The organism is Roseospira goensis, assembly GCF_014197795.1.
GTDB lineage: Bacteria > Pseudomonadota > Alphaproteobacteria > Rhodospirillales > Rhodospirillaceae > Rhodospira > Rhodospira goensis.
The window spans coordinates 33,795-58,689 of the sequence record NZ_JACIGI010000004.1; the positions used below are offsets into that span (position 1 = coordinate 33,795).

At 70.4% G+C, this 24,895-nt stretch carries 14 protein-coding genes and 1 pseudogene; 9 read left to right on the forward strand and 6 right to left on the reverse strand.

Translation table 11 applies throughout. The features are described from left to right. The first annotated feature begins 88 nt into the window (after window positions 1-88). Window positions 89-2,428, forward strand: a complete 2,340-nt coding sequence (locus GGD88_RS03180; RefSeq protein WP_184431662.1) for a penicillin acylase family protein — start codon at window positions 89-91, stop codon at window positions 2,426-2,428. 13 nt (window positions 2,429-2,441) lie between these two features. Further along, window positions 2,442-3,959, forward strand: coding sequence for a GH3 family acyl-acid amido synthetase (locus GGD88_RS03185; protein WP_184431664.1), 1,518 nt, complete (start codon window positions 2,442-2,444; stop codon window positions 3,957-3,959). A gap of 221 nt (window positions 3,960-4,180) precedes the next feature. On the opposite strand, the gene GGD88_RS03190 is transcribed toward GGD88_RS03185, so the two are convergent. Continuing rightward, the gene (locus GGD88_RS03190; protein WP_184431666.1) at window positions 4,181-5,818 is read right to left on the reverse strand and encodes a TolC family outer membrane protein; all 1,638 of its coding nucleotides are present in this window, start codon (window positions 5,816-5,818) and stop codon (window positions 4,181-4,183) included. 270 nt (window positions 5,819-6,088) lie between these two features. After that, the gene (locus GGD88_RS03195) at window positions 6,089-8,227 is read right to left on the reverse strand and encodes an HD domain-containing phosphohydrolase (RefSeq protein WP_184431668.1); all 2,139 of its coding nucleotides are present in this window, start codon (window positions 8,225-8,227) and stop codon (window positions 6,089-6,091) included. A 277-nt stretch (window positions 8,228-8,504) separates the two neighbouring features. On the opposite strand from GGD88_RS03195, the gene GGD88_RS03200 reads away from it, so the two are divergent. Continuing rightward, window positions 8,505-9,509, forward strand: coding sequence for a helix-turn-helix transcriptional regulator (locus GGD88_RS03200; RefSeq protein ID WP_184431670.1), 1,005 nt, complete (start codon window positions 8,505-8,507; stop codon window positions 9,507-9,509). On the opposite strand, the gene GGD88_RS03205 is transcribed toward GGD88_RS03200, so the two are convergent. After that, window positions 9,460-10,164, reverse strand: coding sequence for a transglutaminase-like cysteine peptidase (locus GGD88_RS03205; RefSeq protein ID WP_184431672.1), 705 nt, complete (start codon window positions 10,162-10,164; stop codon window positions 9,460-9,462). The two genes, GGD88_RS03200 and GGD88_RS03205, sit on opposite strands and share 50 nt — an antisense overlap. A 451-nt stretch (window positions 10,165-10,615) precedes the next feature. Between GGD88_RS03205 and GGD88_RS18455 the strand changes: the two genes are divergently transcribed. From GGD88_RS18455 to GGD88_RS03235, 6 genes and pseudogenes are all read left to right on the forward strand, one after another. Beyond that, window positions 10,616-14,302, forward strand: a complete 3,687-nt coding sequence (locus tag GGD88_RS18455) for a type I secretion system permease/ATPase (RefSeq protein WP_221236981.1) — start codon at window positions 10,616-10,618, stop codon at window positions 14,300-14,302. After that, on the forward strand, window positions 14,299-15,621 hold the full coding sequence (locus GGD88_RS03215) for an HlyD family type I secretion periplasmic adaptor subunit (RefSeq protein WP_184431674.1): 1,323 nt from the start codon (window positions 14,299-14,301) through the stop codon (window positions 15,619-15,621). Before GGD88_RS18455 ends, GGD88_RS03215 begins: the two co-directional genes overlap by 4 nt. Before the next feature lie 2 nt (window positions 15,622-15,623). Continuing rightward, window positions 15,624-16,370: a hypothetical protein gene (locus GGD88_RS03220; protein ID WP_184431676.1), complete on the forward strand. Its 747-nt coding sequence runs from the start codon at window positions 15,624-15,626 to the stop codon at window positions 16,368-16,370. A gap of 61 nt (window positions 16,371-16,431) precedes the next feature. Beyond that, the gene (locus tag GGD88_RS19255) at window positions 16,432-18,381 is read left to right on the forward strand and encodes an HD domain-containing phosphohydrolase (protein ID WP_184431678.1); all 1,950 of its coding nucleotides are present in this window, start codon (window positions 16,432-16,434) and stop codon (window positions 18,379-18,381) included. 283 nt (window positions 18,382-18,664) lie between these two features. Then, entirely contained in the window at window positions 18,665-21,565 is a 2,901-nt protein-coding gene (locus GGD88_RS03230) for a hypothetical protein (protein ID WP_184431680.1), read from the forward strand. Window positions 21,566-21,686: 121 nt separating this feature from the next. Continuing rightward, window positions 21,687-21,944 (forward strand): annotated as a pseudogene (locus GGD88_RS03235) (transposase); the annotation flags it as partial. Between the two features lie 124 nt (window positions 21,945-22,068). Here the strand turns inward: GGD88_RS03235 and aguB are convergent. Genes aguB through GGD88_RS03250 form a run of 3 tightly spaced genes read right to left on the reverse strand, consistent with a single transcriptional unit; the run spans window position 22,069 to window position 24,857 of the window. Beyond that, window positions 22,069-22,989 carry an N-carbamoylputrescine amidase gene (gene aguB, locus GGD88_RS03240; protein WP_184431684.1) on the reverse strand — a complete coding sequence of 307 codons (921 nt, stop codon included), beginning with the start codon at window positions 22,987-22,989 and terminating at the stop codon, window positions 22,069-22,071. 17 nt (window positions 22,990-23,006) lie between these two features. Continuing rightward, complete coding sequence (locus tag GGD88_RS03245) at window positions 23,007-24,068, reverse strand: agmatine deiminase family protein (protein WP_184431686.1); 1,062 nt, start codon at window positions 24,066-24,068, stop codon at window positions 23,007-23,009. A 30-nt stretch (window positions 24,069-24,098) separates the two neighbouring features. Beyond that, on the reverse strand, window positions 24,099-24,857 hold the full coding sequence (locus GGD88_RS03250) for a glycosyltransferase family 25 protein (RefSeq protein WP_184431688.1): 759 nt from the start codon (window positions 24,855-24,857) through the stop codon (window positions 24,099-24,101). Window positions 24,858-24,895: the final 38 nt, after the last annotated feature.

The window sequence follows — 24,895 nt, forward strand, 5'->3', positions numbered from 1 at the left end:
GTGTTTCCCGCCCGGGAGACCATCTGCTCTGAGATATTGCCCCCGTATCGCCCACCACACGGCCCCCACACGGCCCTGGGATCGCCGCATGCCGCACCCCCGCCGTCCCCGCCGTCCCCGCCGATCCCACCTCGGCGCGCGCCTGGCCCGCTGGCCGCTGATTGCGGTGGCCGCCCTGGGCACCGCCGGCTGCGCGCTGGTCACCCCGCTGCCCGAGCCGACCACGCTGGCGCAGCGCCTGGCCATCTTCCCCACCGACGCCCTGCCGCTGGAACGCCCGGCCACGGTATCCTGGTCCGCGCACCAGGTGCCGTTCGTGGAGGCCGAGACGGACGCCGACGCCGCCTTCGTGCTGGGGATGGTCCATGCCCACCTGCGCCTAGGGCAACTGGAGACCGCCCGCCGGCTCAGTCAGGGCCGGGTGGCGGAGATGGCCGGGCCGATCCCGTTCATCCTCGACCTCGACCACGCTTTGCGCGTGCTCGGGTTCGGCCGCGCCGCTCCCGCCATCCTGGCCGCCATGCCGCCCGAGAGCCGGCGCTGGCTGGAACGGTTCACCGACGGCCTCAACCACTACCTCATGACCGTCGAGGACCTGCCGCACGACTTCGCGGTGCTCGGACTGGAGCGCGAGCCCTGGACGCCCGAAGAGGTGCTGACCATCGGTCGGCTCGCCGGCACCGACATCACCTGGCTGATGTGGGTGCGGCTGTTGGGACAACGCGACCGCCCGGACTTCGCCGCGGTTCTGGCCCGCGAGTTGCAGTACGGCCGCCTCGCCCCCAGCAGCCGGGAGGCGGTGCTGGCGGAGGCGCCGGTGCGGCCGGGACGCGACCGCGCCCTTGCCCTGCTGACCGAGATCCTGGACGGCTGGGCGCGCGGCTCCAACAGCCTGGCGCTCGCCGGCACCCGCACCGCCAGCGGCAAGCCCCTGATCGCCAGCGACCCCCACCTTGGCGTGAGCCAGCCCAACCTGTGGCTGATCGCCGGCGTGAAGAGCCCGACGCTGCACGTGGTCGGCCTGATGCCGGTGGGGCTGCCGCTGTTCGCCCTGGGCCGAACCCCGGATATCGCCTGGGGCGGGACCAATATGCGCGCCGCCTCCAGTGACCTGGTGGATGTCGGCGGTCTGCCGGCCGCGGCCCTGACCCCCGAGACCCACCGCCTGGGGGTGCGGGCCTGGTTCGACACCACCCGCACCAACCGGGTCTCGCCATACGGCCCGGTCCTGTCGGACGCCCCGCTGCTGCCGTTCCGCGACGACGAGACGGTGGCCCTGCGCTGGGTCGGCCACACGCCCACGGACGAGATCACGGCCCTGCTGAACGCCGCCCGCGCGACGACGTTCGACGCCTTCCGGGCCGCCTTCGCCCCCTTCGGCGTGTCGGCGCAGTCGATGGTCTACGCCGACCGCCACGGCACCATCGGCCTGGTGGCGGCCACCCAGATCCCGCGCCGCGACGCCGATGCGGCCGACCGTCTGATCCAGGACCCCGACGACGTCCGCCGCTGGTGGGCCGACCTGGCGACCACGGCCGAGCTGCCGGTGATCGAGAACCCGCCCCAGGGCTTCGTGGCGTCGGCCAACAACCCGCCCGGGCCGGCGCCGTTTCCGCTCGGCTGGTTCTTCTCCGGGCCCGACCGCATCGACCGCCTGAGCGAGCGGGTGCGCACCAAAGATACCCCCTGGACGGTCGAGGAACTCGCGCAGTTGCAGACCGACACCTACAGCCTGGGGGCCGTGACCCTGCGCGATCATCTGGTCGCACGGCTGGGCGCGCGCCTCGCCGGGCGTCCGGCCTGGGACCTGATCGCCGCCTGGGACGGCCGCTTCGATGGCGACAGCCGCGGGGCGCTGGCGTTCCAGGCCTTCTATGTCCCGTTCGCCGCCGCGGTGTGGCGCGACCTCGACAGGCCCGATGACTGGGGCGGGGGCGACGGCAAGTGGCGTGTGTTCGAGGTGGTGCGCGCGCTGGAGGACCCCGCGCTGTTGGCGGTCGCCGAGGGCGCGCTGGCGACGGCGGCGGAGACCCTGGAGACCCACCGGGTGTGGGGCGACATCCACCGCATGCCGATGGCGACCGTGCTCGGCAATGTGCCGCTGCTGGGCGGCCGCTATCGGTTCGGCACCTTTCCGACCGGGGGCAGCCAGGAAACGCTGATGAAGGCCGCCCATCCGGAGACCACGGAGCCCCATACCGTGCGCTACGGCGCCCAGGCGCGCCACATATCCGACCTGTCCGACCCGGACGACAACCATTTCGTGCTGCTGGGCGGGCAGGACGGCTGGTTCAACAGCGCGACCCAGCTCGACCAGATCGACCTGTGGCGGGCCGGGCGCCTGATCCGGGTGCCGCTGCGGCCGGAAACCGTGGCGCGCGAGGCCGTGGTGGTGCATCGTCTGAGTCCCGCCCACGGAGACCGCTGAGACGACGGCGCTCATGCTCGACGTCACCCCGCTGCTGCGCCTGTGGTGTCACCGGCGTGCCCGACGGCTGGCCCGCCAGAATGCCGTGGCGGTCCAGGCCCGCACCTTGTCCAACCTTGTCCGGCATGCCCAGGATACCGCGTTCGGGCGCGATCACGCCTTCCACCGGATCCGCTCGGTGGCCGACTTCCAGGCCCGGGTCCCGCTGCGGACCTGGGAGGACATGTGGGCGCGCTACTGGCAGGCGCCGTTCCCGGTGTTGGAGAACGTGACCTGGCCGGGACGGGTGCCGTACTTCGCCGTCACCAGCGGCACCACCACCGGCCGCACCAAGCACATCCCGGTGACGCGGCCGATGCTGGCCGGCAACCGCGCCGCCGCCCTCGATCTGCTGACCTTTCATCTCCAGCGCCGTCCGGACAGTCGGGTCTGGGGGGGCCCGAACGTTATGCTGGGCGGCTCCACGGACCTGGAGCGGCTGGCCCCGGAGGTGCGCGTCGGCGACATGTCCGGCATCGCGGCCGCGGAGATCCCGTGGTTCGCGCGGCCCCTGAACTACCCGCCCCGGGATATCGCGCTGATCCCGGACTGGCCAGCCAAGCTGGACCGCCTGACCGCCGACCTGCCGGGGCGGGATGTGCGTCTTCTCTCCGGCACACCCTCGTGGGTGCTGGTGCTGGCCGAGCGGCTGCGGACCGCCACCGGGGCCGACACCCTGGGCGCCCTGTTCCCCAACCTGGAGCTGTTCGTGCACGGCGGGGTCGCCTTCGCCCCCTACCGCCATCGCTTCGAGGCCCTGCTGGCCGGCAGCCGCGCGGAATGCGCCGAGGTCTACCCGGCCTCCGAAGGGTTCATCGCGGTGCAGGACCGGGGTCCGGACGAGGGTCTGCGGATGATGGTGGACACCGGCCTGTTCTACGAGTTCGTGCCGGTCGAGGACCTGGACCGGGAGGCGCCCCGGCGCCATTGGCTGGCGGACGCTGAGATCGGCCGGGAGTATGCGTTGGTCCTGAGCACCTGCGCGGGCCAGTGGGCCTATGTCCTGGGCGACACCGTGCGGCTGGTGGAGCACGCCCCGCCGCGGCTGCTGGTCACCGGGCGGACCCGCTGGAGCCTGTCGGTGTTCGGCGAGCACCTGATCGCCAGCGAGGTCGAAACCGCCGTGGCACGGGCGGCCGGCGCCGCCGGCCTGGAGGTGACGGACTGGACCATGGGCGCCGTGGTGCCCGACCGTCCCGGCCAGACCGGTCGCCACCGCCTGCTGATCGAGTTCGCCGCTCCACCACCCGATGAGTCCGCGAATGCGGCGTTCGCGGCGGCCCTGGACCAGGCGCTGGCGGCGGAGAACGAGGACTTCGAGGCCCATCGTGGCGAGGGCCTGGACCCGCCGGCGGTCACGGTGCTGCCGCCGGGCCGGTTCGCGGCCTGGATGGCGGCCCGAGGTCAGGCCGGCGGCCAACACAAGGTGCCGCGCCTGGTGGCCGATCCGGCCCGGTTCGCGGCGATGGCGGACGCCCTCACCGGCCGGTGACGGGCGGGCGCTCCGACCGTCGCGTCACTGGTCAGACCGTCTTGTCGTCTGGCCGGCGATGCTCTCGTCGCTTATCAGGAAACGCCCGCAAAGCATTGATATAGAAAGGCTGTGGCATACTCTCGTCCGGCATCGGAGCCCGAGAGCGGGTCCGATGCCATACGATGATCCGGCCGTCGGGACGCCACGCGGCGCCCCGTCCGCTCTCCACCCTGGCGCGCCTATTGCTGACCGCGGGCCGCGGCCAGGCTGCGGGCGTTCAGGGACGCCGTCGTGTTGTCGCCGCCCGACACGCGGATCACGGGCGCAGCGGCCTGCGGGGACGGCGCCGGCGGTGCGTAGGCCAACGACGGATCGGAGACCGGGGCCGGGACCGCCGGCGCGGACAGATGCTGCCCCGACGACGGGGCCGGCCGCGCCGCCATCGGTGCGGCGGGCTGCGCCGGAGCGGTCGACGACGTCATGGTGGGCTGATCCGGCGCCGGCCGGTTGGCGTCGGCCGGGCTGCGGTTGCCGAAACTGTAGTCCGGCACGACCTCGGCCCCGGCCCGCGCCGTCGCCACGGCCTCCGCCGGGTCCCCGATGCCCAGGGTCGAGGACAGCGCCCCCATGACGGCGAGGATGCGGTACGCGGCGAACTCCGTCACGTACTGGGCGCTGACCAGGGCGCTGCGGGCGAGGAAGAGTTCGTTCTCGCTGTCCAGCAGATCGAGAAGGTCGCGTTGGCCGATGAGGAATTCCTGGCGGTAGGTCGCGACGACCTCGGTATTGGAGGACACCTGCTCGCGCAGGATGCCGACCCGGGTACGCGCGGCGTCCAGGGCATTCCAGGAGATCTTGGTCTCCTCGGCGATGGCGCGTTCGACATTCATGGTCTCGGCGCGCTGTTCGCCGACCCGGTGGGCCAGTTCCGAGCGCCGCGCGGTGTCGATGCCGCCGTTGAACAGGTTCCAGTTCAGGCGCAGCAGGGCGCTGGCGTCATTGTTGGCACCGTTGGCGCCGTCGACGTTGTAATTGCGGCTGTGCTGGAGTTCGAGATTGATGGTGGGGTAGTAGCGCGCCGCCGCCTCCCGGTGCACGGCGGCGGCCTCGTCGATCTCCGCCGCCCGCGCGCGCAGCGTCGGGCTGTTGTTGATGGCGTAGGCGACCGCCTCGTCCAGGCGTCCGGGCAACGAGCCGGCGACCGACGGGGCCTGATTCAGGCCCTCGGCCTCAGCGCCCACCACCCGCATGAAGCGGGCACGCGCATCACGCAGATCCTGCTCCGAACTGACCACGGTCTCGCGCGCAGCCGCCAGCCGGCTCTCGGTCTGCTGCAGGTCGCCGACGCCGGATTCGCCGCCTTCCACGCGCTGGCGCACCTGGGCCAGGATGCTCTCGTGCACGGCGACGTTCTCGCGCGCGATCCCCAGCAGGTCCTGGAAGCGCAACACGTCCAGATAAACCTCGGATGCATCCAGCGACAGGGTCTCGACCCGCTCCTCGACCCGGTACGAGGCCCCGTCGAGGCGCGAGGCCCGCTGCTCGATCAGCGCCTCGCGGCTGAAACCGTCGAACAGCAATTGGGTCAGGCGGAGCTGGGAATCGTAGCGCAGCAGGGTCTTGTCCGGGTCGATGGCGCGCGTCTGCGTCCACTCGGGCCCGACATCCGCGCTCAGGTCGAGGCGCGGAAAGTACAGACCGCGGCCCTGCTCCAGTTCGTAGACCTGGGCGCGCCGGTTCTCCTTGGCGGCCTCGATCTGCGGGTTGGTGGTCACCGCCCGAGACGCGGCCTCTTGAAGCGACATGGCAGACGCCGAGGCGCCGCCGAGGAGTGTCAACGCGCTGGTGGCCAGAAGCAGGGGCCGAAAAAGACGCATGTTTCCCTCCGTTGGGGCAAGCCTGACAGCACACCGACGCGTGGCAGTCTCCAGGATGACGGGCCAGGTATTGTTACGAGTCTTGTATAACGGTTAGAGCACCTTACATGATGTTGTCAATCGAGGGCTAGCCCTATTGTTTCGCGTTCGCGCCCTATCCCTGTTCAGTCTGTTCGACGCCCGGAAAGCGACCGGCGGCACCTGATCGAACCGGAGTCGGCGTCGCGCGCGCCGGCGCGGCTCCGGCGGAAGCGGGCCGGACGCCGCCCCCTAGCCGCCGCCATCATCCTCGCCCACCCGGCGCCAGCGCTCCGCGCCGCCCCGATTCTCAAGGTAGTTGAGCAGGGCCGCCACCGGGCGCCGGTCGAAGCGGGCGCCGGCGTCCTTCAGCAATTCGGCGCTGGCGGTGTCGACCGGCAGCGCCCCACGGAAGGCGCGCGGGCTGACCATGCCCACGAAGGCATTGGCCACCATCACGATGCGGGCGGACAGCAGGATGGCGTCTCCGGCCAGGCCATCCGGGTACCCGTGCCCATCCCACCGCTCCTGAAGCTGGCGCAGGGTCTCCGCCACAGGCAGGTCGAACGAGACCGCGCCGAGCAGATCCGCGGTCTGCACCATCGCGTCCCGGACCACCGTCATCTCGTCCTCGGTCAGCGGCCCCGTCTTGGTGAGGATCTCCTCCGGAACCAAGATCTTGCCCACGTTCATGAGATTGCCGGCGATGTCCACGGTGCGACACATCTCCTCCGGCTCGCCCATTTCCTCCGCGATGTCGCGGGCCAGTTCGGCCACCAGGGCCGAGTGGTTGGCCGAGAACGGATCGCGCCGATCCACCAGACTGACCAGGGTGCCCACGAGCTGGCGCATGATGGCCTCGCGACGGGCGCGCTCGGCCATCAACTCGGTCACGTCCTCCAGGACCATGAGCACAGAGCGCGGGTGGTCGCGATCAGCGGCCAGCGGAATGTGGTCGGACTTGATCATCCGCTCGTGGCCGTCGCGCTCCAGCGCGCGCACCTCTGAGACCGGGCTGCCGGTCCGGAAGGCCTGGTCGTTCAACTCCTGGAACTGACGGGCGGTGTGCGGCCCCATGACCTCGGACATGGTCTTGCCGACGATCTGGTCCGGCGTCAGGCCCGATCCCCAAGTGGCGCCGATGTTCGCGAAGGTGTAGCGCCCGCCCTCGTCCACGGCGGCGATGGCCGTCGGCTGGCCATCGGTGACCACCCGCACGAACTTCATGTAGTTGCGCAGCCGATCGGCGGCGATGCGGTGCCGGGTCGCCACCTCGGCCAGCCGCACCGATGTGCCATGACGCCACAGGGCCAGCGCCCCCACCAGGACAAAGACGATCAGCAGCACGAACACGATCAGCGTCGTCCGCAGCCGCGATTCGGAGGCGGCCAGGGCCTCGGCCTCGTGGATGGCGTGAACCAGCACCCAGTCGGTGCGCGGGATGACGCGGCTGGTGAACAGCACGTCGTCGCCCGCATGATTGCGGCCGAAGCCGAACAGGCCGGGATCGTCGATGGCCCGGGCGGCGGCCAGTTCCGGCGTGTCCAGGGACAAGCTCTTGCCCATCGGCGGCGTGCCGTCCGCCAGCGGCGTGACGTACTGCACGGAGCGATCGCGCTGCCGCACCAGGTAGGTCTCGGCGGTCTCCCAGGCGTTGCCCGGCTGCTCCAGCAGATCGAACACCGTGCGGTCGAACGGCCGCAGCCCGACGATGTAGCCGATCTCGTTGCCGCTGCCGGCCTCCTGCTGCACGGCGTACAGCGGCACGGCGAACCCCAGCAGGGGCTCGCCGGTGGGGCCGTCCTGCGGCCCGTACACCGCCGGCTTGCCGTCGGACGCAGCGGCCAGGATGGGGCCGAAGCCGTCCGGCAGCCCCGGCATGAACTCGCTGGCCACGATCAGGCCGCCCCCGGGATTGACGATCGCCAGCCCGGCGGTGACCGGCGCACTGACGTTCGCATCGACCCGGCTCGCCCGGCGGCTCGGCACGAACCCGGTCTGGTCGGCGGTCGCGTTCAGGAAGTTGCGGATGAAATTGCCCTCGACCTGGTCGATGTCGTCGCCGATCCCGGAGGCCAGGTCCATGGCATAGAGCTGCAGGTTGGCGTTGGTGGACAGGTGGCTGAGCACGCCAACCTGCTCGCTGAGCCACTGCGCCAGGGCGCCGGCGCGGCCGTCGGCCACGATGCCGAGCCGCACCTGCCAGTTCTGCACCTCGCGCTCGCGCTCGGCCTGCACGAACGAGACCACCAGGCCGATGCCGACCACGGTCACCACCGCGAGGGTGATCATCACCACCAGCATGCCGCGCCGGGCCCGCCGGCCGCCGGTCTGGTCCACGTCGTTCGAACCCGCGTTGGGACCCGCGTTCGGACCCGCGTCCTCGTCCATCGGCTTCGCCTCCTGCCGTCGCCCCGCGATCACGCCCCGCACGGCATGGTGCCATGCCGCCCCGGTGCCGGCAATTCGGCTGCGCGGCCGGGGGTGAAACCGGCGGCACGGGCGCCATGTCGAAAAACAATAACGCCGGACTGTGTAAAAATGTTAACTGTTTGGGTGGAGTGTTGTTGGGTCGGCTGCGCGTGTGGGGGGCATCCCCAACGGCAAGGACTGTCGTACCAACCCGCGCCGCTACATTCGGTGGTCTTGGACAAGAAAGCCTGACCCCATGTTGCAAGCCCAGAAAGAACCGCCCGCCCTGGTCTGCGTTCCTCTGGCGGGCGACCCCGCCCCGGTTCTGAACGCCCTGCGGGACGCCGGCCTGCGTCACCGCATTCTGGAGCACCGCGAGCACTTGGCCCGCATGGGGGCGGTTCCTGTGCTGGTCCTGCTGGACGAGACCGACGCCGAGGCGATCGCCGCCTTGCGCGGCCGGACGGCGGACACGACCGTCGTGGTCCGCGGCCTGACCGCGGCCGGCGAGGAGGCCCTGGTCCGGGCCGGGGCCGACGAGGTTCTGGACCTTGCTGACGTAACGCCGGCGCGACTGACTCGGGCGCTGCACCGGGCGCGCCTGCGGCGGACTCTCTCGGACGACGCCGAGAGGGCCCGCACCGTCGCCTACGACATGCTGGACCGGCTCCCGCTCGCACTGGTTCTGGTCCGACCCGACGGCCGCGTGGTTCATGCCAACACCCATGCCAAGCGGCTGCTGGAGACCGGCACCGCCCTGGGTCGCAACCGCGGCGGTTACCTGGTGGCCGCGCATGCCGACGAGACCAGTCGGTTGCGCAGCACGATCGAGGCCGTGGCCGAGGGCGGCGCGCTCCCGGATGGAACGATGCCGGAGGGCGCCATCGCCGTGCGGCCGCGTGACGGCGGCACCCCCTATGCCGTGATCGTCGTGCCGGCCGGCCCCGCCAATCCGGGCGCGGCCCTGTTCATCGCGGACCCCGAGGCCACCTTCACCATCAGCGACGCCCGTCTTTCGGCCCTGTACGGCCTGACGCGCTCCGAGGCCCAGATCGTCGCCCGCCTGGCCCGTGGCCAGACCCTGGACCAGATCGCCGCCGACCGCGGCCAGCAACTGGCGACCCTGCGCAGCCAGCTCAAATCGGTGTTCCGCAAGACCAGCACCCAGCGCCAGGCCGACGTCATCAAGATGGTGCTGTCCGGCCCCGCGGTCATTGCCGCATCGGCGGCCGACTCCGAGGCCTCGCCGGATCCGGCGTGATGTGGCGCCACCAGCGCCCCTCGCCGAGCGAGTAGATCGGGCGATAGTGGGAGATCCGGTCATCGGTGACCGGACGGTCGATCTGGTTGTCGAGGATGTAGCGCCGGCCGGCATGCCGTGCCTCCAGCACCGCGTGCCGGATGCCGAGGTTGAGGTCGGACACGATCACGACGCGCAACGCCGAGGCCGGCCACCCCAGCGCCCGCAGCGCCATGTACTTGGCGATGGCGAAGTCCTCGCAATCGCCGCCGCGGGCGAGGAACTGCGCCGGCGTGGCCCAGTGATCGGACCGCCCCCAGTTGGTCGAGTCGGACACGTAGTCCTGTTGGTCCAGCACGGCGTCGATCCGCTGCAGCTGCGCCATCGGCTCAAGGCCGCGGGCCGTCCCGATGATCGCGGCCCAGGGGTCGCTCTGGCACGCCGCGCTCCGCGCCGCCCCGCAGTCCGCCGCCACCGCCGGCCGGCGGGCCTGGGCGCTGTCGCGCAGGACCGCCGCCCAGCGTGGGAACGCCGTCATGTCGACACGCTCGTGTTCGATGCTGCCGAACACGCCGGTCGTGGGCTCGGCCGCCACGGCCGTGGCCAGCCCGACCGACAGCGCCGCGGCCAGCAGAGGGGCCACGGCCCGGCGGACGCGCAGCGGACGGCCCTTCATGCGGTCTCGGTCCCAGGAAGGCACGGGCTGATCGCCGTCGCAGAGAGCGCCAGCCAGCCCTGACGTCCGACTCACTGGAGCAGTCCCCTGTGGCCCGCGCAGTGATTGACGTCACACCTTCGAAGGCCGCGTTATCATCTTGATAAGACATAAATTTTATATATGTGAGAGGGACACCGGCGGGAGTCGGCACAAGAGCGGCCACGGCGGGTCGTGGACCGCAACGAGACCGATCCCGGCGCATCCGCGACGGCGGCCATCGGAGTCGGCGGCGCGCCGCTGGATGTCACGAGCGAGAAAAAGTGTCTGACTTCAACGGATAACAGGAGACTGCTGCGAAACTGGTGGGGGAGGGCACCCCGGATTCGGCGCTTGCTCTCTGTCAAGAACAGGACTATCCTTCAGAAGTGGGTCGAACCTAAGGCTCTACCTGCTTGTAAAAAAACGAATTATGGTGGTTCGCCACATGGTCGGCAAGGACACCAGGTCAGACGACTCCTGGTTCTCGGCGCCTCCGGACAGTTCCCGGGGCGGCGCGGGGAGCGAGGAGTCGCGCGGCTGGGATCTGCGTCCGACCGACCTCAAGCCGGAGAGTGCGGATCCGCTGCTGGGCGCCCTGCTGGCGCTATGCCGGCTGCACGGCCGGCCCCGGTCCGCCGCCTCGCTCACCGCCGGCCTGCCGCTGGAGAACAACCGCCTGACGCCGCACCTGTTCCCGGTCGCGGCCGAGCGTGCCCGCCTGAGTGCCCGGCTGGTGCGGCGCCCCTTCGCCGACATCCCGCATCATCTCTATCCGGTCGTGCTGCTGATGAAGGGGCGCACGACCTACGTCGTTCTGCGCGAGGTGCGCCGCGACCAGTTCGAGGTTCTGCTGCCGGAGACCGGGACCGGGACCGAGATCCTGTCGCGGGCCGCCATTGAGGCCCGCTACGAGGGGTACGCGATCCTGGCGCGCCCCGAGGTGACGTATCGCGGCCAATCCGACGATCGGGTCGAACCGCCCAAGGGCGACTGGTTCTGGTCGACCCTGCGCCGTATGGGCCGAGTCTACGCCTACGTCATCCTGGCGGCGATCATGGTCAACCTGTTCGCCCTCGCCGGCCCGCTGTTCACCATGAACGTCTACGACCGCGTGGTGCCCAATCAGGCGCTGGAGACGCTGTGGGTGCTGGCGAGCGGCGTGGTCATCGTCTACGCCTTCGACTTCGTGCTGCGCCTGATCCGCGCCTACCTGATCGACCACACCGGCAAGCGCGCCGACGTGGTGATGTCGTCGATCATCTTCGGCCACGCGCTCAACGTCCGCATGGGCGCGCGGCCCGCCTCCTCGGGCGCCTTCGCCAACAAGCTGAAGGAGTTCGAGGCCGTGCGCGACTTCTTCGCCTCGGCCACGGTGGTCGCGCTCGTCGACATTCCCTTCATCTTCCTGTTCATCGCGGTGATCTACTGGATCGCCGGACCCGCGGCCTATGTGCCGTTGCTGGCGGTCCCGGTGGTCATCATCGGCGGGTTGCTGCTGCAGGCGCCGCTGCGCCGGGCCGTGCAACGCACCAACGAGCGCAACTCGCAGAAGCACGGGATCCTGGTCGAGGTCATCTCGTCCCTGGAGACGATCAAGAGCCTGGGCGCCGAAGGGCGCATGCAGCGCGACTGGGAAGCCTTCACCGGCGAGTCCGCGAGCCTCGGGGCGCGGGTCAAGTTCCTGTCCGGTCTGGGCGTCCACTTCGCCGACTTCGTGCGCCACATCGTCACGGTCTCGGTGATTATCATCGGCGTCTATCAGATCTCGAACAACGCGATGACGATGGGCGCCCTGATCGCCGCGACCATCCTGACCGGGCGTATCATGGCGCCGCTCGGCCAGGTGGCCGGTCTGGTCGCCCGCCTGCATCACGCCTTTTCGGCGCGCAAGTCGATCGACGAGATCATGGCCTTGCCGGTGGACCGTCCCGCCGGCAAGCAGTTCCTCAGCCGCCCCGCCCTCGCCGGCCGCATCGACTTCCGCAACGTCACCTTCTTTTATCCGAACACCCAGACGCCGGCCCTCAAGGACGTCACCTTCACCGTGGGCCCGGGCGAGCGCGTCGCCATCATGGGGCCGATCGGATCCGGGAAGTCGACGGTCGCCCGCCTGCTCACCCGTCTGTACGACCCCGGCGAGGGCTCGATCCAGATCGACGGCGCCGACATCCAGCAGATCGACCCGGCCGACATCCGCCGCACGGCGGGTGTGGTGCTCCAGGACGTCGTCCTGTTCACCGGCACCGTGCGCGACAACATCGCCATGGGCGCCCCGGAGGCCGACGATCAGATGATCCTGCGCGCTGCCGAACTGTCCGGCGCCCACGAGTTTATCAGCCGCCACCCGCTGGGCTACGACATGCCGGTGGGCGAACGCGGCTCGCTGCTGTCCGGCGGGCAGCGCCAGGCGGTCGCCCTGGCACGGGCCCTGCTGCCGGATCCGCCGATCCTGGTCCTCGACGAACCCACCAGCATGATGGACATCCCGACAGAGGAGGCCTTCGTGGAACGACTCGGCACCGCCCTGAAGGAAAAGGCGCTGATCATCATCACCCACCGGCCCTCCCTGCTGAGCATCGCCGACCGGCTGTTGGTGCTGCGGAAGGGCGAGGCGATCGCCGACGGTCCGGTCAACGAGGTGCTGCCCAAGCTGCTGCCCAAGGGGGCCGTCAGCGGCCGCGGGCTGCCGCCGGCCCGGACCCTCAAGGCGCATATCGAGCGCGGCGATCTGGCCGCGGCGGGCAAGACGAAGTCCGGTGAGGCAAAGGCCGGCGACACCAGGACGGACGACGCCAAGGCGGCGGACAGCGCCGGCAAGACGGTGAAGACGGCAAAGAGTGCGAAGACGGCGAAGAAGGCGAAGACGGACAGCGACACGGCCGAGAAAGCGGCCAGGCCGTCGCGGCCGCCGGCGCCCCCTCGCCCGGAGAAGCCGGCGGCCCAAAGCGCGACCCATCGGGTGCGCGCCGCCAACGATGGCCACGACGCCGGTCCACGGCCCGGCTCCGCCCCAATGGTGCCCCCGGCACAGACGCCGGAGCCTCCGGCCGCGGCCGCGCCGCCCCGGGCCGTGGAGCGGACGCCCGAACCTGCGACCACCGAGGCCCCAGCCCCCGCGGCCACCGCCGGTGCCGCGACAGGCGAGACACCGCCGAAGTCGATCCGGCGCCCCCTCACCGTTCCCCTGCGGGCGGGGCGCCAGCCCGCCGACGAGCCGCCCCCGGCGCCCGTGGACGCGCCCGCCGCGTCGGCCGAGGAAAGGCCGGATCCGACGGCTCCGGCCGCACTCACCGCCCACGGCGACGCCAAGTCCGAGCGCCCGGTGCTCCGGACACCGCCGGCGGCGGCCGGACCGGCACCGACACGGCCGGTGAGCGCGCCCGGCCTGCGCACTGCGCCGCCGCGCCCCACCCTCGTCCGGACTCCGGCGCCACCCGCGCCGCCCGTTGACAGGGCACCCGCCGCGGTGCTTCAAGAAGACGGGGACCGTGCGAACACGCGCGGGGGACCCGCCGACGCCCCGACGGCGACCACACCGTCGAGCACGGGGCCGACCGCCGCCCCCACCGCAGTGCCCGAGACGGCGCCTGAGGCGACGCCCGAACCGGCGTCCGAGAGGTCTGCGGTCCGCGCCACGGCCAGAGCGGCCGCCGAGCGCAGACCCGAGCCGGCGGCCCGGCAACCGGAGACCGCGGCGCGGACGGCGCCGTCCGCCGGGACCCGTCCCGCGTCCCGCCTCGAGGATCCGCAGCGGCTGTCGTCGCGGGTCACCGCACCGCCGGACTCCCTGGCCTGGCGCACCGCCGCGCCGCCCAAGCCGCCGGCCGCGGCGCCGTCCAACGGCAAGACCCGGCCCCGCAAGGCGGCGATGGTGGCCATGCGCCGGCGACCCGGCGAAGTCCTGGCGCCGTCCGCCCCGCCCCGGCCGAAGCTCGCCGTCGCGGCCAACCTGCCGGCATCGGCCGAGGAGACCACCCGGCCCAAGGCTGAGGGCGGTCGCCCCGGGCGGGCCAGCGGCCTACGACCGATCCCGGCCCAGGGCCGACGGCCGGACGCCGGGCCCGACTCCTCGGGTCCGACCGCTTCGTACGGACGTAACCGCGGAGGATCGCGATGACGGTATCCTGGGACGACGTGCGCTTTGCCCAGCATCGGGTTCAGGCCGAGGTCATCGGCCCCAGCCGCGTGGCGTACATCGTCCTGATGGTGATCGTCGTGTTCTTCGTGCTCGCCTTCCTGTGGGCGAAGTACACCGTCATCGACGAGGTGACGCGCGCCCAGGGCCGCGTCATCCCCTCCTCCAAGATCCAGGTCGTGCAGAACCTGGAAGGCGGCATCGTCGAGGAGATCCTGGTCCAGCCCGGCAAACTGGTCAGCCAGGGCGAGGTTCTCATGCGCCTGGACAACGTGGGCTTCGGCTCCGACCTGGGCGAACTGGAGGCCCGCCGCACGACGCTGATCGCCCGGATCGCGCGCCTCAAGGCCGAGGTGGAGGGCACACCGCTCCAGCTTCCGGCCGATTTCGTCGCGCGCGCGCCGGGCGTGGCCCAGTCCGAGCGCGAACTGATGCGCACCCGGCGCGAGAACCTGGAGGTGCAGATCAGCATCCTGGAAGGGCAGGTCTCGCAACGGCGCCAGGAGTTGCTGGAACTCGAAAACCGGGTCGAGCAGGCCCGCGACAGCCTGGGCCTGATCTACGAGGAGATCTCGATCACCCGCCCGCTGGTGGCCAACGGCGTGGTGCCGCGCATCAATCTGCTGCGCCTGCGGCGCGAGGCCAACGACCTGCAAGGCGAGATCGAAGCGGCCGAACTGGCGCTGCCCCGAGCGGAGTCCGCCCTCCAGGAGGCGAGCGAACGGATCGAGGAGAAGTACCTGACCTTCCGCACGGAGGCACAGGCCGCGCTGCTGGAGGCTCGCAGCGAACTGGCCGGGATCGCGGAACGGCTGACCGCCGCCCAGGACCGGGTGAAGCGCACCGAGATCCGCTCGCCCGTGCACGGCGTGGTCAAGACCCTGACCGTCCGCACGATCGGGGGCGTGATCCAACCGGGCATGGACATCATGGAAATCGTCCCCGTCGACGACACCCTGCTGGTGGAGGCCCAGATCCGGCCCGCGGACGTCGGGTTCCTGCGGCCGGGGCTGGAGGCCATGATCAAGTTCACGGCCTATGACTTCAGCATCTACGGCGGCCTCAAGGGCACCCTCGAGTCGATCAGCGCCGACACCATCGTCGACGAGATCACCAACGACAGCTACTACCTCATCACGCTGCGCACCAACGAAAACACCCTGAACCGCAACGGCGAGACCCTGCCGCTGATGCCCGGTATGATCGCCACGGTGGACATCCTGACCGGCAAGCGGTCCATCCTGGACTACCTGCTGAAGCCGATCCTGAAGACGCAGTCCCGCGCCCTGACGGAGCGTTGACCATGGCCGCCTGCGCCGGTCCCCCCCCTGCCCGCCCCCGACGCCCCGGGGTGCTGCTCGCCGGCCTGATCGGGCTGGCGGCCCTGGTCGCGTCGCTGCCGGGCCGGGCCGCCGAGCGTGACCCGCTCGAGTCTATGCGCCTGGACATCATGGGCACCGTGTCGGTGCACGCGCCGGACCTGTCGGCGTTTCCGCGCTGGCGGGCCGCCCTCGCCGAGGTCGAACCCTGGCTGGCGCGCATGGCGGCCTGCGCCGAGCGGCCCTGTCCCGACCTCAGCCTGCCGGAGAAGGTGTGGCTCAACCGCATCCAGGGACTGTCCCGGCTGCCGCCGGACCGGTTGGCGCGGGCCGTCGCGACATTCCTGGACGACCTGTTGGCGCTCAGCCCGGAGGCGATCGCCGCCGAGCATGTCGGCCCCTGGCCGACCATGCAGAACCTCCTCGCCGGAGACGGGCGGGACGGCCTGGGCCGGGCCCTGGCCCGCTACTATACGCTGCGGGCCGCGGGTCTCGACCCGGATCATGTCCGCCTGATCGTCGCCCGCGACACGCTGACCCTGGAGACCACCCACGTGGTGCTGGTCGAGACCCCGCAGGTTCAGATCGCCATGACCCGCTACGGCGTGCACAGACCCGACTCCGGCCGGGAGCATGCCTTCGTGCCGGTCTACGCCTTCGACCACAGCGGTCGGTGGCTGTATTTTCCCGAGACGGTGCTGGACGAGGCGGCACCGGCACCATCGGACTGACGGCCGCGCCCCGCGCCGGGAGGACCCGGACCGCGACCGCCATGACGGGAGACGACAGAAGGTGAAGACCGTCGTGCATCCAGACGCCCCCCTCCCCGCGCCCCTGCCCGTCGCGGATACGGCCGCCCAGGCCGCCGGCGCGCCGGCCCCCGAGCCGGCATATGGCGCCGGCCGGTCCGAGAAGCGCACCGCGCTGTGGATCGCCGCCGCCGCCGGGGGACTGGTTCTGCTTGGGGGCATCGGCCTGACCCACCTGTACGCCGAAGGCGAGCGCGCCGAGGAACGCGCGGCGGCCGAGGTGCGGGCGGCGGCGGTGCTGACGACGCGCCTCGACCGCATCGAGACCTGGCTGGACAGCCGCCGCCAGAGCCTGCGCGCCCTGGCGGGCGGCGAGGCGCTGCGCATCCTGGCCACGGAACTGGCCGCCGCCCAGGCCAGCGGGCGCCAGACATCGGTGACCCCGGAACTGATCTTTCTGCGCGGCGCCCTGGAGCGGCAGGCCATGGCGTTCGGGGCCAGCGGCCTGACGCTGCTGCGCCCGGACGGCGAGGCCTGGATGGTCGTGGGCGACGCCGGGCCCGACCTGGCGCGGATGCCGCCGGCGCGCCTGAGCACCATCATGGAGACGGGCACGCCGGTCACGGCGGATGCCGGCACCGCCGAGACGCGCGCTGTCGACCTGGTGGTGCCCGTGCGCTCGCTGCAGGACGCCGGCGAGACCGTGGCGGCGCTGGCGGCCCGGTTCCCGGCGGGGCCGCTGATGGCGGCGATCGAAGCCCCGGACGCACTCGCCACGGCGGGCGAGTCGATCGAGGTCACGGCGACGTCCGCACCGACCCCGCGAACGGACGGTCTGCTGGTCGCCACGCGCCAGCCGGAGGGCTTGCCCTGGAGCCTCCACTACACTCGGCCGTGGGATGCCATCCTCGCCGACAGCCGGGGACCGCTCGTCGCGGGCTACCTGGTGTCGGGCGCGGCGGCCCTGGCCGTGATCACCCTCATTCTCGGGCTCTCCTGGCGCCACGGCACCGCCACCAACCGCAAGCTCGCCGACCAGTACCAGCGCTTCGCGACGCGGATGGAGTCGGAACGCCACCTGCTCGACACCGTCATCGACGGGATCACGGAATACCTGTTCGTGGTCGACAGCCGGGGGCGGCTGCGCCATGCCAACGCCGCCGCCTGCGCGCTGGTGGGGGAGCCGCGCGCCGCCATGATCGGGCGCCCCCTGGCCGACGTTCTGGACGACACCGAGACGGCGACCCGGCTCCTGACCCTGGGCCAGGAAGGCCGCCTGTCCTGGCCCACCGAATGTCCTCTGGGCGGACAATCGCGCTGGGTGATGGTCCTGCGCAATCCCCTGCGCGGCGAAGGCCATGACCACGAAGACGGCTGGGTGGTGCTGGTCCAGGACATCACCGATCTGGTCCAGGAGCGGATCCGCACCGAGAGCCTGCAACGTGCCGTGGTCCGGGCGCTGGGGCGCACCGCCGGGGCCGCCGACCCCTATCTCGCCGACCAGGCCTCCCGCATGGAGCGCATCGCCCTGCTGATCGCCGACGAGATGGGCCTGGACCACGACGACCGCCTGACCCTGGAGTTTACGGCACAGGTCTCGCAGATCGGCAAGCTGTTCGTGCCCCGCGATTTGCTCACCAAGACCGAGCGCCTGACCCCGGAAGAACGCGAGGTCATCAAGGCCCACATCGGCCATGCCTGCGCCCTGCTCGACGATCTCGATCCGAGCCTGCCGATCACGCATACCCTGACGGAGATCACGGAACGCCTGGACGGCTCCGGCTACCCCAACGGGCTGTCGGGCGACGAGATCAGTCTGCCCGGCCGGATTTTGGCGGTCGCCGACGTGTTCGCCGCGCGGACGGCCGAACGATCCTACCGGCACGCGGCGTCGCCGGAGGATATTCTGGACATCCTCAAAAAGCTGCCGGATCGCTATGACGCGGAGGTGGTCGCGGTGCTGGCCGGACTCGTGGAGTCCGGGCGCTACTGAGACATGGCGTAAGCGGCCTGTGGCGGCTCTCCCGATCGGCACGGGGTCGCGTCAAACGCACCCCAGGAGTAGGGCCATGAAGGGGGAGCCGCCATGGGCCAGGATGTCGGTTTGGATGAACCGCCCCGCCGGGGCGCCCCGGGGACCGGCCTTGGCATGGTGTTGTTGTGACGGTAACCTTCGCCCGCTTGGCCGCCCACGCGAACGGCTTGGTCCGCGCTTCTGAGTGGACGGGTGAGTGGACGGCGCAAGCGTTCATTCCCACCGTCGCCGGAAAAGGCCGATGCGCGTTCTTGTCTACAACGAATTGATCCCCGAGCAGATTCCCAATTTCGACAAGGTCGTCCACGCCCTGGGCGAGCGCGACTTCGCCCGCGCCGACGTCCGCAAGCTGACGGACACGCTCTATCGCGCCCGCCTGAACAAAAGCGACCGGCTGCTGTTCTCGCTGTACCGGGCGCGCGGCGAGACCTGCTGCCTGATCCTGGAGCACATCCGCAATCACGCCTACGAGAAATCCCGCTTTCTCAGCCGCGGCGCCGAGATCGACGAGGACAAGATCCCGGTGATCGAGGCCGACGCGGCCACGCCGGCCGGTGACCTGCCGCTGCTGGACCCGGACAAGCCGCGCTTCAACATCCTCGACAAGATCCTGACCTTCGACGACGAGCAGGAGGCCATTCACGGGCTGTCGCCGCCCGTCATCATCATCGGCTCGGCGGGCAGCGGCAAGACCGCGCTGACCCTGGAGAAGATGAAGCAGATGGTCGGCGACATGCTGTATGTCAGCCTGTCGCCATACTTGGTCCGGAATGCGCGCGATCTGTACTACGCCCGGAACTACACCAACGACGATCAGGAGATCGACTTCCTGTCGTTCCAGGAATTCCTGGAGAGCATCCGCGTGCCCGAGGGCCGCGAGGTCACGCCCCGCGACTTCCAGGCGTGGTTCGTCCGTCAGCCGGCGGCGCGCCGCTTGCGTGACGCTCACAAGGTGTTCGAGGAAATCCGGGGCGTCATCACCGGCCCGGTCGGCGACGAGGGCTGGCTGAGCCGCGAGGACTATCTCGACCTGGGGGTCAAGCAATCGATCTTCAGCGAGGAGGACCGGCCGGCGGTCTATGATCTTTTCGAGAAGTACAGGGTTTTTCTGCGTGACTCAAATCTGTACGATTCCAATATCGTCAGCCACGAGTACGTGGGGGCGGTGGTACCACGTTATGATTTCCTGGTGGTGGACGAGGTTCAGGACATCACCAACATCCAGCTTTATCTGATCCTGAAGTCACTCCGCACCGCCGGCGAGTTCATCCTGACCGGCGATTCCAACCAGATTGTGCACCCGAACTTTTTCTCCTGGGCGCACATCAAGTCGCTGTTCTTTGAGGCGCGCGGGCTTTCGGGGGCACACGACGGCGAGATCGTGCGGATTCTGCGCACCAACTATCGCAACACCGCGACCGTCACCGAGGTGGCCAACCGAATCCTGAAGCTCAAGCACGCTCGCTTCGGGTCCGTTGACCGGGAAAGCAACTATCTGGTCCGCAGCGTGGCGCGCGAGCCGGGCCGGCTGCAGTTGCTGCCCCAGACCCCGGAAGTCTTGGGTGATCTGGACGACCGCACCCGGCGCTCCACGCGGGTCGCGGTGCTGGTGCTGCACCCGGACCAGAAGGACGAGGCCCGGCGCTGGTTCAATACCCCGCTGGTGTTCTCCGTCCAGGAAGCCAAGGGTCTGGAATACGACAGCATCATCCTGTTCAACGTGGTCAGCGACGAAGCCAAGGCTTTCCGCGAGGTGACCCGGGACGTCGATCCGGCGGCCCTCGAGACCGACACGCTGACCTATGCGCGTGCCCGCGACAAGCGCGACAAGTCGCTGGAAGTCTACAAGTTCTACATCAACGCCCTGTTCGTCGCCATCACCCGTGCCGTGCGCAACCTGTACTGGGTCGAATCCGACCACGGCCATCCGCTCATCGATGTGTTGCAGATGGCCCGGTTCTCGGAGGTCACCGTCTCGGCCGAGCGGGAGGACTCCAGCCTGGAGCAGTGGCAGCGCGAGGCCAGCCGCCTGGAGATGCAGGGCAAGACGGAACAGGCCCAGGACATCCGCGACCGCGTCCTGCAGCAGAAGCCGGTACCGTGGAGCGTGGTGGACCGGGCCACCTTCGATGCGCAAAGCGAGGCCGCGTTTGCGTCCGGTGCCCGCAAGCAGCTTCTGCCGGTGTTCGAACATGCCCTGCTGCACTGGTACCGACCGATCCTCAACCGGCTGACCCTGGACGGCTTCAAGCCCGCCCTGGACCCCGAGGACAAGGCGGTCACCCTGATGCACCGGAAGCACTTCGAGGCCTACGCGTTCAAGAACCCGGGCACGGTGCTGCGGGATGTGGAGCGCTATGGCATCGACCACCGCACTCCCTTCAACCTGACCCCGGTGATGGTGGCGGCCCGCGTCGGCAATATCCCGGTGGCGAAGACGCTGATCGAGCGTGGGGCCGACCCCACCCTGACCGCCAACCACGGCTTCACCGCCGTGGACTTCGCCCTGGAACGCGGCCTGACGGATGAACGCTTTGCCCGCCAGAAGCTGCCCGAGCTGTTCGACCTTCTGGCGCCCCCAAGCATCGACGTCCAGGCCCGGGGTCGGCTGATCAAACTCGACCGTCACCTGATGGAATACGTCCTGCTGCGCATCATGGGGGCGTTGTTCTATCGCCGCCTGGGTCCCTGGATCGCGACGCGATACGGGCACAACGAGGGCTTCACGGCAAAGGCCCTGGCCGAGGTCGTCACCATCCTGCCCGAGGAAGTGCTTCCGGACCGGCGCAAGAAGCGGACCTACATCTCAAGCATCCTGTCCAAGAACGAGGTCGATGGCACGTCGCCGTACAATCGGTTCCTGTTCCGGCGCTTCCGGCACGGGCACTACATCGTCGACCCCGATCTCAAGATCCGCGTCGGCACCGCGTGGGTCCCCTATTACCAGGTGTTCCGGCCGGAGGCCTGGGGACCTGACCACCCGCCGGACTATTACGCGCGCTCCGGACTGTACAGCGAGGCAGACATCAAGGCCATGCAAACCAGGGAGATCGACAGGGGGATGCAGAAGCTGGCTGCCTTTCGGGCCGACGTGCTCGGCCTCGAAACGGATGGCAATAGCCTTGGCCCCCGCTCGCCGTGAAACGGGGGACGCCCCTTGAGAGCCTGATCGGAAAAGAGGTGAGTGATTTCAGTCAGTTGGCATTCCATGCTCGGTGTCTGGACAGCCAAGGAAGCGCACCATGTGGACTGACATCACTCGCCCCCAGGATGAGCGGACGGGCCGGCCTCGGACGACGGACCTGCGGGACGTGTTCGACGCGATCCTGCACATGGCCGCCACCGGGTGCCAATGGCGCCTCCTGCCGAACGACGTTCCGCCGGTGTCCACGGTGCGGGGCGACTTCAACGACTGGCGCGACAATGGCCTGCTGCGGACGGACAACCATCGTCTCGTCATGGCGGCGCGGGAGGCGGCCGGGCGCACGTCGAGCCCGACGGCCGGCGTGATCGACGGCCAGCGCGGATCGCGACCAATCGGACCCACGACGGGGTTCGGATGGACCGCGTGACTCCGCGCTAACGATATGGCTCTCAGCCGATTTTTGCGACAGACCAAAATCGCGCCGCGAGTCCGGTGTGTCGCTACCGGCTGTAGGGCCGAGCCCGGTCCGCGCCGTCCAGGCCCAACAGCGCCCCGTACAGATCGGGCCGGCGGTCGCGGAACACGCCCCAGGCGCGGCGATGCCGGGCGGCCGCCTCCAGGTCCACGGTGGCCGTGAGCACCGTCTCGTCGTCGCGGTCGGCCTCGGCCACCACGGCCCCGGTGTGATCGGCGATGAAGGAGGACCCATAGAACGTCACCACGCAGCGCCGGCCCTCCTCGCGGCCGATACGGTTCGACGCCACCACAGGCACAAGGTTGGCCCCGGCATGGCCCTGCATCACCCGGCGCCAATGCCCGGCGGTGTCCAGGTCCGGCGCGTCCGGCTCGGATCCGATGGCGGTAGGATAGAGCAGCACCTCGGCGCCCATCAGGGCCATGGCCCGCGCGGCCTCCGGGAACCACTGGTCCCAGCAGATGCCCACCCCGAGCGTGGCGTAGTGGGTGTGCCAGACGCGGAAGCCGGTATCGCCGGGGCTGAAGTAGAACTTCTCCTCGTAGCCCGGCCCCTGCGGGATGTGGCTCTTGCGGTAGACGCCCATCACCGTGCCGTCGGCGTCGATCATGGCCAGGCTGTTGAACTGGGTCTGGCCGGCGCATTCGAAAAAGCTGACCGGCAAGACGACGTCCAGCTCGCGCGCCAGTCGCGCGAATCGCGCCAACACGGGATGCCCGGCACCGGGCCGCGCCCAGGCGAAGTGGTCCGGATCCTCGTCCTTGCAGAAGTACGGCGTTTCGAACAGCTCCTGAAGCAGGATCACCCGGGCGCCGGCATCCGCCGCGCGCCGCACCAGCGCCTCGGCACGGTCCAGGTTGGCGGCGGTGTCCCAGGAACACGCCATCTGCGTGGCGGCCAGGGTGATGCTGCGCGGCGGGGCCATTCGCGACGGTGCAAGGGGCATGGACGAGCCGTCCTCGGTCAACCCGGGCAGCCCGGCTTGCGCACGGCGGTGGGCTGCGGCTGGGTGATGCAATGGATGTTGCCGCCGCCGTGGGCGATCACGGCGCCCTCCGGCAGCATGACGACATCGTGATAGGGAAAGGCGTCGCGCACCGCCTCCAGCGCCTCGGTGTCGGTCTCCAGGCCGAACCCCGGCATCACGATGCCGCCGTCGGCGATATAAAAGTTGGCGTAGGACCGTGCCAGGGGGCGGCCGTCCGGCCCCGCGAGTCCGGGGGCGTGCGGCAGCGGGATGATCTCAAGCTGTCGCCCCAGGGCATCCGTTGCCGCCATCAGCACGCGTTGGTTTTCGCTCAGACGCGCATGATCCGGATGATCCGGGTCGCGCGGCGGCGCCACCATCATGACCACCCCGGGCCGCACGAAGCAGGCCACGTTGTCCACATGGCCGTCGGTCTCGGCATCGTCGGCCAAGCCGTACGGCAGCCACAGCACCGTTTCGACCCGCAACAGGGCCATCAGGTGGCGTTCGAGGGCGGCGCGGTCGAGCCCCGGGTTGCGGTTGGGGTGGAGCAGGCACTGTTCGGTCACCAGCAGGGTGCCCTCGCCGTCCGAGCAGATGGATCCGCCTTCCAGGACCAGCGGCGCGCGCACCACGCGGGCACCGGCCCTGATCCCGAGGGCGCTTGCCAGGGCATCGTCGTTCGCCACCGCGGCGGCCTTGCCCCCCCAGCCATTGAAGACCCAGTCGACGGCAATGGCCCCGCCGGCATCGTCAACCAGGAACGTGGGTCCGCTGTCGCGCGCCCAGGAATCGTCGATCGGCCGGACCCAGACCTCGATCTCGTCCCCGCAGGCCTCGGCGGCCGCCTCGGCGTCCTCCGGCCGCGCCACCATGGTGACCGGCTCGAACGCGCGGATGGTGCGCGCAACCGTGGCATATGCCGCGCGCGCGGCCGCCAGGTGTGGCCCCCAAAGCGCGGCATTGGACGGCCAGCACATCCAGCAGCGATCGTGCGGCTCGAACTCCCCGGGCAGGCGGAAACCCGGCGGCGGCGCGGCGGCGGAGAAGTCGGTCATGGCAGCCTCGGCACCGGACACATGCCAACGTCACGGATGGCGCAGAGTGTACCACCGCTTCCCCAGGCCGTCGCGCCATCGGTTCATGCGCCGCCGCCACAGGGTGACCACGCCGCTCTCGTAGCGGCGGCGCGGATCGCGCGCGCCGATACAGGAGGGCAGCTCGGTGCCGTGCCGCACCGGCGGCGGCCAGACCACATAGGGGACGATGCCGTTCTCCCAGAAGCGGTCCATCATGTGGTCCCAAGGCAATACGATCCGGCGGCCGCAGGCGAGCAGGCCGCGCGCGCCCTCGGCCGTGACCACGTATCCCTGGGCGCCCAGAACATGGGTCTTGAGGCGAAAGAGGCCGCGCCCCTCGGTCAGTGGCAGATCCGGGCGCCGCCCCGCCACGGCCTCGGCCACCTGACGCGGTCGCATCGACGACAGCCGCACCACCTGCCACGACGGCGGTCCGCTCAGCAGAACCTCCAGAAGCGGCCTCAGGTCCTCGGACAGCCGAGCGTCGTCCTCCAGGACCAGGGCCACCCGGTGGCACCCCTCCAGCATGCGCCGCAGCACCCGCTCGTGACCCAGGTAGCATCCAAGCTCGCCGGGCAGCATGTCGGTGCCATAGCGCACCCGGCAGCGCGGTCCGTCGTAGCGCGCCCAGTCCGCCGCCGTCAGCGCCTGACCGTCGACCCCCGGCACGAATACGCCTTGCAGGCCGACGCGAGCCAGGTCCGCCTCGACGCGCGCCCGTCGATCGGTATCGCGCGGCAGGTTCAGCACGAAGACGGGCAGCGGCACAGGCAGTCCTCCGCGGTGACCGCGGTCCTGTCGCCGCC